This window comes from Neobacillus sp. SuZ13 (assembly GCF_030123365.1).
Taxonomy (GTDB): domain Bacteria; phylum Bacillota; class Bacilli; order Bacillales; family Cytobacillaceae; genus Neobacillus.
The window spans coordinates 1974894-1991000 of record NZ_CP126107.1 but is presented as its reverse complement, the minus strand read 5'-3'; the positions used below and the strand labels follow the sequence as shown (position 1 = coordinate 1991000).

At 40.3% G+C, this 16107-nt stretch carries 16 protein-coding genes; 1 reads left to right on the top strand and 15 read right to left on the bottom strand.

The annotated features are described in order from the left end of the window. Positions 1-2: 2 nt before the first annotated feature. Positions 3-1061, bottom strand: coding sequence for an aromatic ring-hydroxylating oxygenase subunit alpha (locus QNH17_RS09675; RefSeq protein ID WP_283878470.1), 1059 nt, complete (start codon positions 1059-1061; stop codon positions 3-5). Positions 1062-1400: 339 nt separating this feature from the next. Between QNH17_RS09675 and QNH17_RS09670 the strand changes: the two genes are divergently transcribed. After that, positions 1401-2771 carry a sigma-54 interaction domain-containing protein gene (locus QNH17_RS09670; protein WP_283878469.1) on the top strand — a complete coding sequence of 457 codons (1371 nt, stop codon included), beginning with the start codon at positions 1401-1403 and terminating at the stop codon, positions 2769-2771. 496 nt (positions 2772-3267) lie between these two features. Here the strand turns inward: QNH17_RS09670 and QNH17_RS09665 are convergent, their stop codons facing one another. The 14 genes from QNH17_RS09665 to QNH17_RS09605 all read right to left on the bottom strand — a co-directional run bounded on the left by QNH17_RS09665 (position 3268) and on the right by QNH17_RS09605 (position 16059). Next, positions 3268-3891 (bottom strand): tyrosine-type recombinase/integrase, encoded by a 624-nt coding sequence (locus QNH17_RS09665; protein WP_283878468.1) that lies wholly within the window; start codon positions 3889-3891, stop codon positions 3268-3270. A gap of 2362 nt (positions 3892-6253) precedes the next feature. Continuing rightward, complete coding sequence (locus QNH17_RS29870) at positions 6254-6502, bottom strand: NAD(P)-dependent oxidoreductase (RefSeq protein ID WP_349632584.1); 249 nt, start codon at positions 6500-6502, stop codon at positions 6254-6256. A 76-nt stretch (positions 6503-6578) separates the two neighbouring features. Beyond that, on the bottom strand, positions 6579-6923 hold the full coding sequence (locus QNH17_RS29865) for a hypothetical protein (RefSeq protein WP_349632568.1): 345 nt from the start codon (positions 6921-6923) through the stop codon (positions 6579-6581). Between the two features lie 412 nt (positions 6924-7335). Next, on the bottom strand, positions 7336-8097 hold the full coding sequence (locus tag QNH17_RS09655; protein WP_283878467.1) for an SDR family oxidoreductase: 762 nt from the start codon (positions 8095-8097) through the stop codon (positions 7336-7338). A gap of 17 nt (positions 8098-8114) precedes the next feature. After that, positions 8115-9137 (bottom strand): zinc-dependent alcohol dehydrogenase, encoded by a 1023-nt coding sequence (locus QNH17_RS09650; RefSeq protein ID WP_283878466.1) that lies wholly within the window; start codon positions 9135-9137, stop codon positions 8115-8117. A 191-nt stretch (positions 9138-9328) separates the two neighbouring features. Beyond that, positions 9329-9571 (bottom strand): hypothetical protein, encoded by a 243-nt coding sequence (locus tag QNH17_RS09645; RefSeq protein ID WP_283878465.1) that lies wholly within the window; start codon positions 9569-9571, stop codon positions 9329-9331. Beyond that, complete coding sequence (gene larC2, locus QNH17_RS09640; RefSeq protein WP_283878464.1) at positions 9568-10044, bottom strand: nickel pincer cofactor biosynthesis protein LarC2; 477 nt, start codon at positions 10042-10044, stop codon at positions 9568-9570. The genes QNH17_RS09645 and larC2 overlap by 4 nt, the downstream gene beginning before the upstream one ends. Then, positions 10041-10955 (bottom strand): nickel pincer cofactor biosynthesis protein LarC, encoded by a 915-nt coding sequence (gene larC / locus QNH17_RS09635; RefSeq protein ID WP_283878463.1) that lies wholly within the window; start codon positions 10953-10955, stop codon positions 10041-10043. Before larC ends, larC2 begins: the two co-directional genes overlap by 4 nt. Further along, the gene (larB, locus tag QNH17_RS09630; protein ID WP_283878462.1) at positions 10936-11703 is read right to left on the bottom strand and encodes a nickel pincer cofactor biosynthesis protein LarB; all 768 of its coding nucleotides are present in this window, start codon (positions 11701-11703) and stop codon (positions 10936-10938) included. Before larB ends, larC begins: the two co-directional genes overlap by 20 nt. Next, positions 11700-12515, bottom strand: coding sequence for an ATP-dependent sacrificial sulfur transferase LarE (gene larE, locus QNH17_RS09625; protein WP_283878461.1), 816 nt, complete (start codon positions 12513-12515; stop codon positions 11700-11702). Before larE ends, larB begins: the two co-directional genes overlap by 4 nt. A gap of 55 nt (positions 12516-12570) precedes the next feature. Further along, entirely contained in the window at positions 12571-13203 is a 633-nt protein-coding gene (locus QNH17_RS09620) for a bifunctional 4-hydroxy-2-oxoglutarate aldolase/2-dehydro-3-deoxy-phosphogluconate aldolase (RefSeq protein WP_283878460.1), read from the bottom strand. Positions 13204-13235: 32 nt separating this feature from the next. Beyond that, positions 13236-14192 (bottom strand): sugar kinase, encoded by a 957-nt coding sequence (locus tag QNH17_RS09615; protein ID WP_283879469.1) that lies wholly within the window; start codon positions 14190-14192, stop codon positions 13236-13238. A gap of 25 nt (positions 14193-14217) precedes the next feature. Beyond that, positions 14218-15081: a fumarylacetoacetate hydrolase family protein gene (locus QNH17_RS09610; RefSeq protein ID WP_283878459.1), complete on the bottom strand. Its 864-nt coding sequence runs from the start codon at positions 15079-15081 to the stop codon at positions 14218-14220. 18 nt (positions 15082-15099) lie between these two features. Next, positions 15100-16059, bottom strand: coding sequence for a C-terminal binding protein (locus tag QNH17_RS09605; protein WP_283878458.1), 960 nt, complete (start codon positions 16057-16059; stop codon positions 15100-15102). Positions 16060-16107 lie beyond the last annotated feature (48 nt).

Here is a 16107-nt window from a genome sequence, read left to right as displayed (position 1 = left end):
CGCTATAGCATGCCTTCTTTCACGTTCATAGCTTCTTCATAAAGGTTGTGAAAAAATTTGAGTGCATACTCAGTCGGTGAATACACCCCATGCTTGAAGGCATTCGTATGGAAGCCTTTTTGCAATAACTCTACAAGGTCGAAATCCTCTAATCTTACCTGATCGACAAAACGAATCAGTTCCTCTTGCTCTTCTATAATTTCATCCGATTTAAAGTAGTAGCTATAGATGGCAAGTGATTTATCTGGTGCCAGCGGCAAAATTTGACTTGTAGTCATATTCCCTTCTTTTCCAGGATAAATGCTAACCATCAAGTTAGGCCATACCCAATAGAAATTGGCGTGATCTTCTTGTTGTTCATTCGATTTATTGGTTAATTCTGAATATTGACAAGAGAAATTGCCATGTAAGTCGATGTGGTAATTCTTCATATCAAATGTTTTTGAAAACTCAGGATGGGCAATTTTACAATGATCGCACTCCAGGTAATTATCAATAACCGCTTTCCAGTTAGCATCAATGATCCTTTGGGTTACCCGAACCTTTTTCAAAGAATCCAGGAAGGTGTATCTTTCCAGGTTGGCCATAAATTCTCCGTACGTTTCTTCCATTGGTCTTGCTTCTGGGTTCAAATTTATGAAGATCATGGACTGGAATACTTCTAGCTTTACTTGTGGCATACAGCTATGGTTTCCTAATTCATTTGTACCGAAGTTTGGCGCTTTATTCAACTTCCCGTTCATATGGAATGTCCAGCCATGATAGGTACAGGTGAAAACCTTTTTATTTCCACACTCGTTTTTTTCCACTTTGGTTCCTCTATGCGGGCAAATATTGTAAAGGGCATTCAATTCATTGTTTTTATCCCGGCTAATGATTATTGGCTGATCTGCTATATCAAAAGTAAAGAAATCCCCCGGTTTTTCCACCTGGCTTATATGTCCAGCTAAAACCCAGCTATCTTGAAAAATCTTTTTCTTTTCCTCTTCAAATATGTGCGGATTCACATAATTATCGTACGGGAGAGTGTTCTCCAGGGTATTCTCTGTAAACGGCTTCATTTGTCATTCCTCCTTTTGTCATTCAAATCCTTTATTGTACTTTTCATATTTTATTAAATGCAAATTTCGTGCCAACTATCTTTTTATCTAAAAAGCCTAGATTAATAGGATTTTTAAAAGTGGGAAGTGAGTTCTTTAGTGTTCACCGGCTTACTTTCCCATGGACATTTTCCTATTTTAGACACTTCTTGGGCTGTTTACAATTCGAAATATTTAGACTATTATTAAAATGGATGTGATTAGTATCACACTTTTGCCTATTGTAACACTTTTCTGAATACAACCAAACTCACTCTGAGCTCCATCGAACTCAGATTATGTTTATAGGGAGGTCACTTCATGACATTATCCAATTTTCTAACCGATTTAGATTTAAATATGGAAGCGCTTATAAAAATTTTAGATTATTCTTCTGACGAAATCTTTGTTTTAAATAAGGATAAGAAAATTATCTATGTAAATGATGCCTGTAAGAAGCATTATGGGTTAAATAAGGAAGAAGTTATAGGTAAAGCGAGCATGGAATTGGCTGATAAAGGCTATTGGTATCCCTCCATTTTCCCCGATGTTTTGGAAAGAAAAGAGCCAATTACGATTAAACAAACCACAATCCTTGGTGCGGAACTGCTCACCTCTGTCGTCCCTATTTTAAATGATCAAAAAGAAGTGGAATTAATCGTAACGACAGCAAGGGAATTACAAAGCTACAAAATGCTGAAAGTAAAAGAAAGGGATTCAAAAAAAAGTAAAGAAGCTGAAGATCCATTTGGCAGCATTATTACAAATAATGAAAAGGTAAAAAATGTGTTGAAGTTTGCCAAGAAGGTGGCAGCAGCAAACTCTACTATATTAATTTTAGGTGAGTCCGGAACAGGTAAAAGCCTCTTAGCCCAATATATTCACGAAAACGGAAATAGAGGGAACGGCCCATTTTTAACCATCAATTGTGCTGCAATCCCTGCTGAATTAATGGAGTCCGAGCTTTTTGGTTATACACCTGGTTCTTTCACTAATGCAAACCGTTCCGGTAAAAAAGGGATACTGGAATGCGCAGAGGGGGGGACGGTATTTCTTGATGAAATTGGGGACATGCCTTTGCCTCTTCAGGCTAAAATATTGCAAGTTATTCAGGAGAAAAAATTCATTCCCATTGGCAGCAATAAAGAAAAGTCAGTCGATATCCGAATTATTGCCGCGACCAATAAAGATTTAAACAAAATGGTAAAAAACAAAATGTTTAGAGAAGATTTATATTATCGGCTGAACGTAGTGGATATCAAAATGCCTCCGCTTCGGGAAAGGCAAGAAGATATAGTCCCGCTCATCTATAATTTCTTATACAAATTTAATCGAATCCTTGAAATGAACAAATTAATTTCTAAAGATTGCCTCGAATGGCTTACCCATTATTCATGGCCCGGAAATATTAGACAATTAGAAAACCTAATAGAAAAGCTTGTCATTGTAAGCAATGATGTCATCGGTATCGATGACCTGCCCGAAGGCATTTATAACCAAGGACTGGCCCAAATTGAAAATACTGCCCCCGCTACCCTTAACGAGGCCGTCGAATTGGCAAAAAAAGAGATGATTCGTAAATCCTATAAAGTAAATAAAAGCTCTAGGCGCGTGGCTAAGGATCTGCAAATCAGCCAAACATATGCGTCTAGATTGATTAGAGAATATTGTCAGGACATGTCGGAGGATTGAGATTCCAATTTAACTATGCGGCAAAAAGCCTAAAAAGTACTCCGAATTTTAATCTTTTTTCAAAAAAGGCTCTCACAATGTTTTGAGTGCCGAACCTGTTATCTAAAAATGGGGTCTTAAAAATGTGTCTGACCCCATTATCCCAAGAAGTTGACATGTTACTTTTTTATTTTCTCCGCCCATTCTAACCTCGTCAGGTGGTGTGCGGGATTATACATAACATGTAAACTGGTCATGAACTCACGAAAAGGTGATTAATTAAAACGTACATGTTTGGATAACCATTGATTTACAATTTCCATTCAAAGCTTCCTTTTATTTGATTGTTAAACAGCAAATCAAATTTATAATTTTGCAAAATTATTTGATATTCTATATAGCCACCTTGGAATTGACAACCTAAAAAAGGTTAGGCAAAAGAAGACCAGTGAGACCTCCTTCTCGGTAATATTCACTTCTTCTTCATGGTCATAGTCTTTTTTATACCTTCTTACTTCTAAATTCCTTGAGGTCTGAAGGAGTAAAAGGTCTTCTCCAAGTCCTCGGACTCGTTCATGTATTCTTTCAAGAGTTTTATTGTCTTTATCGAGAGTGGAACTTCACGAGCTTTACGAGTCTTTGTATTCATTGCTTCCAGTTTGATTGTACCAGCTTTAAAGTCCACATTTGGCCGCTTCATTGCTAGTAATTCTGATATTCTCACCATTGTATCAAGTAAGACCAATACCATTACCTTGTCACGATACCCAGCAAATGTAGACTCGTCAAAAGCGTTCAACAGACTCTTAATTTCTGCAACAGAAAGAGCTTCAATTACTTCCTCTGCAACCTTAACTGGTTTAAATTTCTCGTGAATTGGTTCGTCTATCATATTCTCCATGAAGCAATATCGAAGGAAAGCTCTCATTGTTCTAATTCTTATGTTGACCGTGTTGGGTTTCAATTGCTTCTCGTGGGTCATAAAATCAGTCCAACCAAGGAAAGCTTCAGTTGTGATTTCTTCTCGTGATAAATCTTTCCCAAAGTAATCACAAAGCCACTGGAAGTGTATCTCGTATTCTTCAACAGTTCTAGGTACATTACCTTCAGAGTTCTTAAACCACATGAACCTCTCGAACATTTCAACTATTGTAAACGACTTGTTACCTTCCTCGTTGCTATGACTTTACCATGTTTTCTAACACCTTTCCGCATATAAAAAACCTCCAAATATAGTATTTGAAGGTTCTGAACTCACACAGTTTCGTATTCTCGGTTTCACACAGTTTCGTTTAAAATGACCAAAAGACTGTGTGTGTTTGAAATTGTTCGTTTGACAAGAAAGTCAGTATTGGCGGGACTGCGTGGGAATCGAACCCACCAGACCTGGCACGCAGGTCTCAAGCAGTTTTGAAGACTGGACGTCCTTTTTTTGATTATCTTCTTGACCACCTAAAACAGTTTAATCCTCACCAAATCAACTTCAAATTAGTTTTATTAAGAAAGTGTCACAAGTATTTTTCTAATTTAATCACTAGTATTAATGTCTAATCCACTAGTATTAAGTATACCTCATAACTTTTAGATTTTCCTTTCATAACATCTACAGCATCAAAGAAATCCCCTTATTCTCATGTAACAGCATATGATGAAATCAAGAAGAAATTAAAATTAGTAAATCGCTCTTTGACTAGGATTAATTGCGGAGCTTTTGTGACTATTGGGGGATCGATTAGCAAAGTGATAATTCTAGTTCTTTGTTACTTTTATTGCACTAATATCAGATATCTCTTTCCATTTCTATTCCGGTGCTGAACCTGCCATACACCGAAAAGAAACCTTCCCACAACCACCTAATTTCTGTAAACCGTTTCCGTAGTATCATAAAATAGAGGTAAAAAAATGTTTATTAGCCCAATGTTGCTCCATAAAAACGGATGAACTGTCCAATAATGATGATTATTTTTCGGAGCTAAAATGGATGTGTTCCTCCTCATCTATTCCAATATAGAAGATAAAAAACTTTATACCCGCCATAAAACCGATGTCACCAATCGTTTTCCTCGGCTATTAGATTTAAACATTCCAAAAGGGACCGTCCTCGATGGGGAAGTGGTGATCACAGATGTTTTTGGGAAACCAAATTTCAGGCTGTTATGAGCAGATTTTCAGTTTTTTTCAGATAGGGTGAAGCTGCGGCGAAGCATGAACCAGTATATTTAATGGTATTCAATGTCTTGTATCATAATGGAGAGAAATAACTCATTTACCTCTATATGAACCAAAAGATATACTAGATCGACTCATACATGTATTGCTTCTGCCTGTTCAACATCTGTAAATTTTATTACATTCTTTTTCTCCTCAATAGTCTTTGTAACAGCAGTACATTTTTTGGAGGATTTGAAGAAACATTTGCATTGCTACATCCTGTTAAAAAAATGAATAAAATAACAACCTTCACAACCTTCATAGTAATCTCCTCCAAGAGTCTTTTAGACTAATACTTTCGACGTATTTCTTTGAAAATCACCTTTGGATCTACAACCCATTATAGTTTCGAAGGAAGGTTTAACAAACTATACCAGTTGTTTTGGTCGACAATGATTAATGATATCGAGAGTATGCTTCGTAATGGTTTCAATCTCCCAGTTTGTTCGGCGTATTTTTATCCAAACCACGACGCCCTATGTTTGAAATTTCCTTAATTTTAAATTCTAAATAATTCACTAAAAAGGCTCTATTGTCCTATTTTCCTACTGCTATAGCCTTCAAGCCAGAGATAAAGATTACAGGTGGTGTTAAACAATTTTTTCCATACCCCTATAAATTATCATACAACTAGACAAATCAAAGAAACCCCTCACTGAAAAGCCTCTTTTTCTATTATTTTACAGACGCGTGGGTTTTTTCAAGTTTTACCCATTCACCTTTTTGAGCTGATTCAAGAATTCCTTCACCAAACTTCAATACGGTAGCCATCATTGAAGTTTGGTGAAGCTTGTATAAGCTTCTACAATTTCTTTAAAGAAATCATAGATTTCGATAATTTTAGTTTCCCCATAACCAATACCAAGAGCTGGGATTGGCCATAATCCTCACCAAATGGAGTAGCAGGTCCTTATAAGAATTTTATATTTCCCATTTTACTTGTTATAGGCTTTATTTTTGTAATCAGCAGCGTTTTTATCTTTCCTACCATTGTTCAATAACAGTTAAAACGAAAGGTGCTATAAAAAACTCACTAATATTATCAATCACCTATTTTCCTATTACACTATTAATAATCATGTTGTTAGTATTATGCGGATTAATTCTCTATATCTTTCTCTTATCCGTACTATTCATCTTTAGCCTTCAAGCCTATTGCATTTATTCTCTATGCAAAATTGCTTTTAAGAAGGTTCAACGTGTTAAAAAAATGAAAACAATTGGATAAACACCAGTTTTTCCACAGAAAGGGGCTCTTTAGTAGAGCTCTTTTCTGTGGAATGAGTCTCTAATTAATAGACTACTACCACATGCTTGGGTGTTTGTTTTTTTATGGCTAAAAGCAAGTTATCGGCTGCCAGTTCAGCCATCTTCATTCGAGTTTTAATACTTGCGCTGCCAATGTGTGGCAATGTCATTACGTTGGGTAGTGTCAGTAACGGGTGATTTAAGGAAATAGGCTCTTTCTCAAAAACATCTAGTCCTGCTGCCCAAATTTCCCCATCTCTTAATGCAGAGAACAAGTCATCTTCATTTACTATCCCGCCTCAAGCCGTATTAATAAGAATAGGTCTTCTTCTAATGCAATTTTTCGGCTACAGTTATAGTATAGGACATTCATATCAAAGCCCTTTTAGCTAACGATGCCCCATTCTTCCCATACCGATAATACCAATGGTTGCCCCATAAATATCCTGTCCCGCTAATTGCATAGGTGACTAAGTTTTCCAGCTTCCTTTTCTTAAATAATCTGATGATTCTACTAGTCTTCGTGCTGTTCCCATCAACAGGGCAAACGTCAAGTCTGCTGTTCTTTCTGATAAAACACCGGGAGTATTCGTCACCGTTATGCCTTTTTCTTTTTGCTACAATATCAATATTATTGTAGCCGACTGCCATATTACTTAACACTTTTAGCTGAGGGGCTATTTCAAGTAATTCTCTGTCGATTGATTCTGTCAACAGACAAAAAAGTCCCTCTACATCTGAAATCTCTTTTTCTAATATTCCCTTGGAACAGGTATATCCGTTTCCTCCCACATCCTGATAACACAATCTTTTTCCATTTTTGATATGATTTCATCGGGGACTTTTCTCGTAATATATACTTTTGCTCTCAATTCGAGTTCTCTCCCTTTTATGTGTTTAAAGTCTTTATACAAAAATTTCTATTAATAGCCAATTACCTTCATTAAAGCTTCAATACGGTTTGTTATCCAATCAGATGAATTCCTTATGGCATCATCTAACGAACATGGTCCAGGAACAATTGAAAATGCCGAGTTATTCCCAACTCATTGAACCTGAATTGTTCTAAATCGATACCCCCGCATAAGGTCTAGATAGCATTGATAATATTGCATCTCCTCAAAGATTATCGACCTAACCAGCCACCGTCTATAGTTAATAAGTGACCATGAACATAATTTGCTGCATCTGAAGCTAAAAATACCACAGCCCCCTTAAAATCATCCGAACTCCCCCAGCGCCCAGCGGGAATTCGTTCGAGTATTTGACGGTTTCTTGCAGCATCGTTGATAAGAGCTTTATTCATATCTGTTGCTATATAACCTGGAACAATAGCATTTACATTAACATTGTATTGAGCCCATTCATTAGACAAGGCTTTTGTTAACTGTGCTACACCACCTTTGGCTGCTGCATAAGCAGGGACAGTTAATCCTCCTTGAAAGGACAGTAGAGAAGCCATATTAATGATTTTTCCTTTTCCTTGTGGAACCATATAGCGACCTGCCTGCTGACATAAAAGCCAAACTGTCTTTAAATTCACATTGATGACATCATCCCAGTCTGACTCTTCAAAATCGACTGAAGGGGAGCGGCGCTGAATACCAGCATTGTTCACTAAAATATCAATCGTTCCAAAGTGAGCGACGACCCTAGGGATTGCTTCTTTTACTTGATTCACATTTTCCAAATCACAGGGAATAACCAAACATTTTCTTCCTAAGTTTTCAATTTCGTTCTTTACATCGTCTTGTTCAACCGAACGTTGGAGGAGGGCAATGTCTGCACCTGCTTCTGCTAAAGCCAAAGCCATAGAACGTCCTATTCCTCTGGTAGCTCCTGTCACCGCTGCCACTTTTCCCTCTAATACAAATAAGTTACCGACCATACCTGCACCTCTTTCGATTAATTAGGTTGAAATAAAACCTTTAAAGACACATCAGGGTTCTCCATTAATTCGAACCCCTTTGCAATTTCTTCAAGCGGAAGTTCATGCGAAATGAATGGAGCAACCTCAACCATTCCTGTTGCCATTAAGCGGATAGCTTTTTCAAAATCTCCCCGGCTGTAGCATCTCGTCGTCGTTAGTGATATTTCCTTGAAGTGCATGGCTGCTATGTCAATCAACGGCGACTGCTTGTATACGCTTACTACGACGATCTGCCCTTGTATTCTACTTATTTCTATCATCTGATTTGCTGTTATCTGTGTTCCAGCTACTTCAAAAACAACATCAGCTCCGACTCCATTTGTCCGCTGCTTTATTTCTTCTGTAACATTAACTTCCTTTGCGTCAATCGCGAAAAGCCCAAGCTTCTTTGCTTTATCCAATCGGTAAGGACTAATATCTGATACTATAATTTGATCTGCACCAGCCCGCTTCGCCATTAATCCAATCAATAAACCAATAGGACCTCCTCCTAAAATGGCTACGTTATCGCCTACTTTCAAATTGGAACGGCGCACAGCATGAACTGCAACTGCAACCGGTTCAGCAAGGGCCGCATGGGCGTCCGACAACCCATCCGGGATTGGGTGAAGACGATCCAAGGGTACCGTTGTATATTCTGCAAACCCACCATGTTTATCAATTCCAATCAACTTCAAGTTTTTACAAACATGGGATTGACCAGCAAGACATGCTTCACATTTTCCACAGCTAAGTGTTGGCTCTACAACAACCCGGTCTCCCACAGAGAATTCAGATTCCCCGTTAATGTTTTCAATTACCCCGCTGAATTCATGGCCCATTGCCAGTGGAACTTTTGCTCTTGGATGCTTTCCGAAATAAATCATCATATCTGTGCCGCATATACCAGCAAAACTTACTTTGACAAGCGCTTCCCCATTCTTTGTTATAGGCTTTTCCAGCTCACCCATTGCTACATTTTTCTCTGCGAGAAATAAACCTGCTTTCATCATTGTCATTTGTGTTATCCTCCTCTATATCATGTTGTGTATTATCTACAGCTTGATAAATAAGTATAAAAAGGACCGTCTGGATATTTCCAACGGTCTGAGCTTCCTTTTTTAAAAAGAAAACTTTTTTAACTTGCCCAAAGCGAAACAAACCTTCAGTTACACCCAGGTTATACATATAATAAAGTCCGAATGCACAACTAATAGGCTCCCGCCACTCGGATGAGTGATCGGTTTAAACCCGTGTTTTTTCTATTAAAGGCAAACGGTATGCCGAGTATCGTCGTAAAGCACAGCATGCCAGCAATCGTCCCTGCGCCTAATATAATAATATAAACAGCTCCTTCAACTATGTAAGCGTTCGACATCCCTAAAATGACCATAGCGGCACTTCCAGCCCGACCGTGTATGAACCCAATTGGGAATATCGACATAAAACTCATTTTTCTTTCTTCTCCCCAAGACACTTCCATACTTCTTCATACACCCGTTTAAGAGGAATATTATTCTGCACGGCTATGTTCCGGCAATCTTCAAATTCAGGTGCTTGCTGTATGAGTTCGCTGCCATGGAACCCTTTCTTGACCGTTACCTCTCCCCATGGTGTAAGCAATTTGGAAAAAGAGCGTTCAAGCCGGTGCACTATAAGTGGATAGTAACGGATACCGAGCGTCGTTGTTTCAGCAAACAAAATCTTTTTCATTTTGGGAATCATCTGATGTGAACAGAGAAGCTGCAACAGTACACCCGGACGATTTTTTTTCATAAAAATCGGCGTGTAATATACATCATTTGCTCCTGATTCAAACAACAGATTCATTACATAGCCAAGCCATTCACCGGAAATATCATCAAGGTTCACTTCCATTTTGACCATCTGGTCATCAAGATGCTCTTGATCCGGTGGACGGTTCATTGCGTCTCTCCTATGATCATGCGAAGGACGTTCGGATGATCTTTAAATGTTTTTGTTCCCGCACCATAGCCGATTGATTCGACAGTCATGGCAGGGAGCGGGCAAAATATTTCTGCTAAAACCGCGGCGATGGCAGCACCAGTCGGCGTTGCCAGTTCCGAGCGAATATCGCTTGCGGCAATCGGCACCCCTTTTAAGATTTCCAATGTGGCAGGTGCCGGAACCGGATAAATGCCGTGATCAATACGAATACTTCCGGACCCAGTTGTAATAGCTGATGACTGAATCGATTTAATACCAAGTTGATCGATTAATATCGCTGCACCAATGATATCTATAATTGAATCCACCGCGCCTACTTCGTGAAAGTAAACTTTTTCGAGAGGAAGACCGTGAATGTGCCCTTCTGCTTCACCGATCTTTTTAAAAATAGCGAGCGACATGTTCTTAACCGATTCATTAAAGTTTGCCGCATTGATCATCTCGACAATTTGTTTGTACGCACGGTGTTCATGATGATGGTGGTGATCATGGCTTTGTTCGTGTTGGTGTTCATGGCTGTGTCTGTAACTGTGGTTGTGATCATGACTATGTTGGTGTTCATGGCTGTGACTGTCGTTGTGTTCATGGCTGTGCCTATGTCCGTGATCATGACTATGTTCATGCTGGTGCTCATGGCTGTGGCTGTGAACATGACTATGCTCTGATTCTCCGGAGAGAATGACACCAAATTTTGTACTGGTAATACCGTTTTTGACGACTTTCTCCCAGGATAGAGTATATTCTTCTTCTATGTTCAGCTTTTTTAACTCTTCTTCCATTTGAAAAGGATCGGCACCTGCATCAATAAGTGCACCGATTACCATGTCACCGCTTATGCCGGAAAAGCAGTCAAGATATAATGTCCTCATTATTAATCTCCTCTTTATGTACAAGTTTGTATATGAGCGCTGCGTTGTAAGCAGCACCAAACCCATTATCGATGTTGACGACGCTTACACCTGATGCACATGAATTGAGCATCGATAAAAGTGCCGATAATCCGTTGAAATTTGCACCGTACCCGACACTTGTCGGTACAGCAATAATCGGATTCCTGACAAGTCCTCCGAGCACGCTCGGAAGCGCGCCTTCCATTCCAGCGACGCAAACCGAAACAGTCGCACTTCGTATTTCGTCTATATTATCAAGGAGGCGGTGCAGCCCAGCAACACCAACATCGTAAATACGACGGACTGGAATACCTAACGTTTCGGCTGTTACAGCTGCTTCTTCAGCAACGGACAAGTCCGATGTCCCCGCACACACAATCGCGATATATGGTCCATCCCTTTTCGGCTTTTCTTTCACCCATGCGAGTGTCCGGGCAATCTCGTTATATTCAAAATCCGGACATTCTTTTTGTACAAATACCGCTTTTTCCCGAGAAATACGTGTAACCAGTACAGAATCATTCCTTGCCCGCAGTGATTGAACAATCGCTAAAATGTGGTCAGCTGTTTTCCCTTCTCCAAACACAATTTCAGGAAAGCCTTGTCTATTTTTACGGTGATGGTCAATTTTTGCAAACCCTAAATTTTCATAGGATGCAAGTTTTTCTTTTGTTTCCGCTACTGTCAATGTACCATTTTGTAATTGCTCTAAAATATCGTCAATCATACCATTTCTTCCTTTTCAAGCATTTTATTCATACTCCCGCTTGTATAGCCGGCGAGATCCAAAGACACATATTTATAACCAAATTGCTTCAGCCGTTTCGTAATCGCCACGCGATATTCAAGCACGCGCGGCATATCAGCAGGTTCTACTTCAATGCGGGCAGTATCCTCATGTGTCCGAACGCGCACCTGGCGAATATCTAATGATTTTAAATAAGTTTCTGACTTATCTACTTTCGTCAATTTTTCCTTTGTAATGATTTCGCCGTATGCTATGCGTGATGACAGGCAGGCAAATGCCGGCTTATCCCAGGTTGGCAAACCAGCTTCTTTAGACAACGTGCGTATTTCTTCTTTAAATAAATCGGCTTCTTGAAGAGGACCCCGAATGCCTTTTTCTTTCGCTGCTTTCATTCCTGGACGAAATTCATTCGCATCATCGGCAATAACACCATAAATAATATTATTAAATTCATAGTCATCAAGAATAGGAAGCAAGTGGTCAAATAAACTGCTTTTACAGAAATAACAGCGATTTTGGTCATTTTCTGTATATCCTGGGATGGCCAACTCTGAAGTTTCAATTACTCGATGGCTGGCACCAATCCATTTTGCGAGCTTAAGGGCTTCTTCCAGCTCACTCGTCGGATAGGTTTCCGAATCCGCTGTAATGGCTAACACATTGTCGTATCCTAATGTATCAATAGCTGCTTTAAGCAAAAATGTGCTGTCAACCCCTCCTGAAAATGCGACAACAACCGTCTCCATTTCAAGGAGAATATCCTGAAGTTTTTTATATTTTTCTTGTAACATAGCAACTTATTCTCCTTTCTTCTTATAGCGCATTCTTAATTGTCGACGGCTTGCATTAACTATTTTGAACGATATAAGAGAATTTTTTTGCTGTTTCTGTCAGCTCGGAGTAGTCTTCATCTGAAACCAATTTCGCTGGATTGATTAAAGAACCGCCGAGTCCTGCCGCGACAGCGCCTGCCTTTAGAAAGGAAGCGATGTTGTCAAGGTTGACACCGCCTGTTGGCATTAGAGGAATGTGCGGTAACGGGCCTTTAATATTTTTAAAGTAGCCAACCCCAAGTGCATCTGCCGGGAATACTTTAATAATGTCGGCTCCATGCTCATAAGCAGTCAAAATTTCCGTTGGTGTGAACGCACCGGGGATGCTGATAACGCCATAGCGCTTCGCCATTTTAATCGTTTCAACATTGACCGTTGGCGAAAAGATAAATTCCGCTCCAGCCATAATGGTCTCACGGGCCGTTTCAGGATCTAATACTGTACCTGCACCCGCAATGATATCATCGCCGAACTCTTCTTTTACTCTTTCAATGGAATCGCACACTTTTGGTGTTTCTACTGTAATCTCAAGTGTACGGATGCCGCCTTCTTTCAGGGCTCGAGCGATCGGTACAATTTGATCAGGGCGTGCACCGCGAATTACAGCCACCAGCTTTCCTTGTTTCAGCTCTTCTAGTTTATTCACTCTTTTTTCCACCTTTCTATCTGTCTATCTGTCTATCTCGTCACATCATCCGCACCGCCGTTCATAAACAAAGCGAGGTCGGCGCGGACAGGCAAACCCTCTGCATCACCGTTCACCATCGTTACCATGGCTCCCATGGCATTTCCGCGCCTTGCTGCTTCTTCTAGCGGCAGTCCATCAAGGAGGCCGGAAAGCACGCCGGCTGCAAAAGCGTCACCGGCACCGATTGGATCAACGACACGCTCCACAAAAAAGCCAGGTACGCGTGTTTTCGGCACAGACGGAGCGGAAATGAGTGATCCTTCTTTACCCAATTTCATTATGACCGTTTCAACACCGAGTTCATGAAAATGATCGACAAACTGCTCTGGTGTATGTGAGCCGAATAAAAATTCGGCTTCTGCCACTCCCGGCAGGACAATATCACTTTCCGATGAGTACTTTATAATGAAGTGGCGTGCTTCAGCTTCATCGGTCCATATTTTCAAGCGAATATTTGGATCGAAAACGATTATTGTTCCGTTTTCTTTTGCGATGCGGATCGCTTTCTCTAAAATTAAACGGCACGATTCACCGAGTGCAGGCGTAATACCGGTAATGTGAAGGTACTTGGCGTCTTGAATTGCTGCTTCCGGCAGTAATTCAGCTGTCATTTTGCTAGCCGCCGAATTTTTCCGGTAATAATAGACGCGCGTATCATTCAGCCGCCTGAATTCTTTGAAAAAGACGCCGGTCGGCGCATCACTGTCGCGTGTCACGTAGGATACATCAACACCTTCACCGCGAATAAATGACGCCATCGCATCGCCAAATTCATCCTCGCCGAGACGGCTGATCCAGCGCGACCTGTACCCGAGACGGCTTAACCCGATCGCAACATTGGATTCCGCACCGCCGAATTTCATAGAAAAAGAGTTGGCGTGGCGAAGCAGACCTTCTTCATTCGGCGTAAATAATGTCATCGTTTCTCCGATTGTTACAACATCCATGTCAATCATCTTCTTTCTCTTTTCGTCAGCCTTTAACGTGATTCGAAAGCGTGCCGATCTTTTCAATCGTGACGTTTATCCGGTCACCGTTTTTCAACCAAACTTTCGGATTCCGTCCCATTCCAACGCCCGGCGGTGTACCTGTTGCAATCAAATCACCTGGCTTTAGTGTCATGGACTGTGATAAAAATGAAATGATTTTCGGAACGGTGAAAATTAAGTTATTCGTATTGGAGTCTTGCATCATTTCACCATTTAATTCTAGTGAAATCGCTAGCGTATGCGGGTCACCCACTTCATCATGTGTGACAACAACAGGCCCTGTTGGGGCAAATGTATCCGCCGTCTTACCGCGTGACCATTGCCCGTCTGCAAATTGTAAATCACGTGCGCTAATGTCATTTAAAATTGTATAGCCAAAGACATAGTCATTTGCCTCTTCTTCTGTTACACGTTTCGCTTTTTTTCCAATGACAATCGCAAGCTCTGCTTCAAAGTCAACTTCGTTTGAATTAACCGGAATTTCAACAGCTTCATTATGACCGACAATCGCATTCGGATATTTTGAAAAAATGACCGGTGAAGCAGGAGGCTCCATCCCAGTTTCTTTACAATGGTCAATGTAATTCAGTCCAACGCAAATGATTTTTTCCGGTTGGGGAATAGGCGCCTGTATCTTGACGTTTGAAAGAGAAAATACAGCATTTTCTTTGTCACGCTGCTCAATCAATTGCTCTGCGCGTGGCCGCAGTTCATCGCTTCGTTCGATAAATGTTTTGATACTGGCAGGAAATTCATCTGCACTTAGTACCGTTAAGCTAATGATTTGATCGTTTTGCACAACGCCAATGTGTTGGTTGTTTTGAACAGAAAATGCCGCTATTTTCATAAAGGTTTTTTTCCTTTCTTATGTCAACGCGTACGGTGTTTTTTCACCGCTTAGAACGTGAACGATATTTTTCGCTGCTTTTTGGCGAAGCTCAATCATTGCTTCCTCTGAATACCACGCGCTGTGCGGTGTAATGATCACGTTATCCATTCTAAGAAGCGGGCTATTGATGCTGACCGGCTCATCTTCTGTCACATCAAGTGCGGCACCGGCAATGATTCCTTTTTCAAGTGCATCAGCAAGTGCTTTTTCATCGATTATCGGTCCGCGCGCTGTGTTAATAATGACCGCGTTTCTCTTCATTTGATTGAGACATTCTTCGTTAATTAAATGGAACGTATCATCAATAAGTGGTACGTGTACCGACAAGAAATCGGATTCGCGAATAATTTCGTCAAGCTCCATTTTTTGAACACCGACGGCAGCCATGTCTTCTGCCGATACGAATGGATCATACGCAGCGGTTTTAAAGCCGAGCGGTTTCACTTTTTCAATAAACCGTCGCGGAATGCGTCCAAAGCCGAGAACACCGACCGTTTGTTCATTAAAGCGATGAATCGGTACACATGCTTTAAAGTCCCAGTTGCCTTTTTTCACTTCATTGTTTAACAACGTCACTTTACGTGCCCATGAAAGCAAAAGCGCCAATGCATGATTCGATACTTCTTCCATGCCATAGTCCGGTACATTTGCAACGGTGATCCCTTTATCTTTTGCTGCATTTAAGTCAATCGTGTTAACGCCGACCCCGTAACGGGAAATGATTTTTGTGTTTTCAAGTGATTCAATTACACGGCGTGACACAGGCGCATACTGGTTTAGGATTGCATCAACATGTTTTGCCTGTTCAATCACTTCTTCTTCAGTTTTACATTGTGCTTTAATGAATTCAATGTCTAGTCCACTTTCTTGAAAAACGTCTTCTTCATATTGCAAATGCTCAAATTCATAATCAGTTAATAATACTTTAAAGGCCATATGGCTCCACTCCTTAAATATTGTAATAAATTCCCGAAACGAACAGGG

Coding starts and splice junctions, on each gene's coding strand:
- QNH17_RS09675 (WP_283878470.1), bottom strand. CDS start 1,061: ATGAAGCCGTTTACAGAGAATACCCTGGAGAACACTCTCCCGTACGAT.
- QNH17_RS09670 (WP_283878469.1), top strand. CDS start 1,401: ATGACATTATCCAATTTTCTAACCGATTTAGATTTAAATATGGAAGCG.
- larE (WP_283878461.1), bottom strand. CDS start 12,515: ATGTTACAAGAAAAATATAAAAAACTTCAGGATATTCTCCTTGAAATG.
- larC2 (WP_283878464.1), bottom strand. CDS start 10,044: ATGAACCGTCCACCGGATCAAGAGCATCTTGATGACCAGATGGTCAAA.
- QNH17_RS09645 (WP_283878465.1), bottom strand. CDS start 9,571: ATGAGTTTTATGTCGATATTCCCAATTGGGTTCATACACGGTCGGGCT.
- larC (WP_283878463.1), bottom strand. CDS start 10,955: ATGAGGACATTATATCTTGACTGCTTTTCCGGCATAAGCGGTGACATG.
- QNH17_RS09615 (WP_283879469.1), bottom strand. CDS start 14,192: ATGGATGTTGTAACAATCGGAGAAACGATGACATTATTTACGCCGAAT.
- QNH17_RS09605 (WP_283878458.1), bottom strand. CDS start 16,059: ATGGCCTTTAAAGTATTATTAACTGATTATGAATTTGAGCATTTGCAA.
- QNH17_RS09610 (WP_283878459.1), bottom strand. CDS start 15,081: ATGAAAATAGCGGCATTTTCTGTTCAAAACAACCAACACATTGGCGTT.
- QNH17_RS09650 (WP_283878466.1), bottom strand. CDS start 9,137: ATGACAATGATGAAAGCAGGTTTATTTCTCGCAGAGAAAAATGTAGCA.
- larB (WP_283878462.1), bottom strand. CDS start 11,703: ATGATTGACGATATTTTAGAGCAATTACAAAATGGTACATTGACAGTA.
- QNH17_RS09655 (WP_283878467.1), bottom strand. CDS start 8,097: ATGGTCGGTAACTTATTTGTATTAGAGGGAAAAGTGGCAGCGGTGACA.
- QNH17_RS09665 (WP_283878468.1), bottom strand. CDS start 3,891: ATGTTCGAGAGGTTCATGTGGTTTAAGAACTCTGAAGGTAATGTACCT.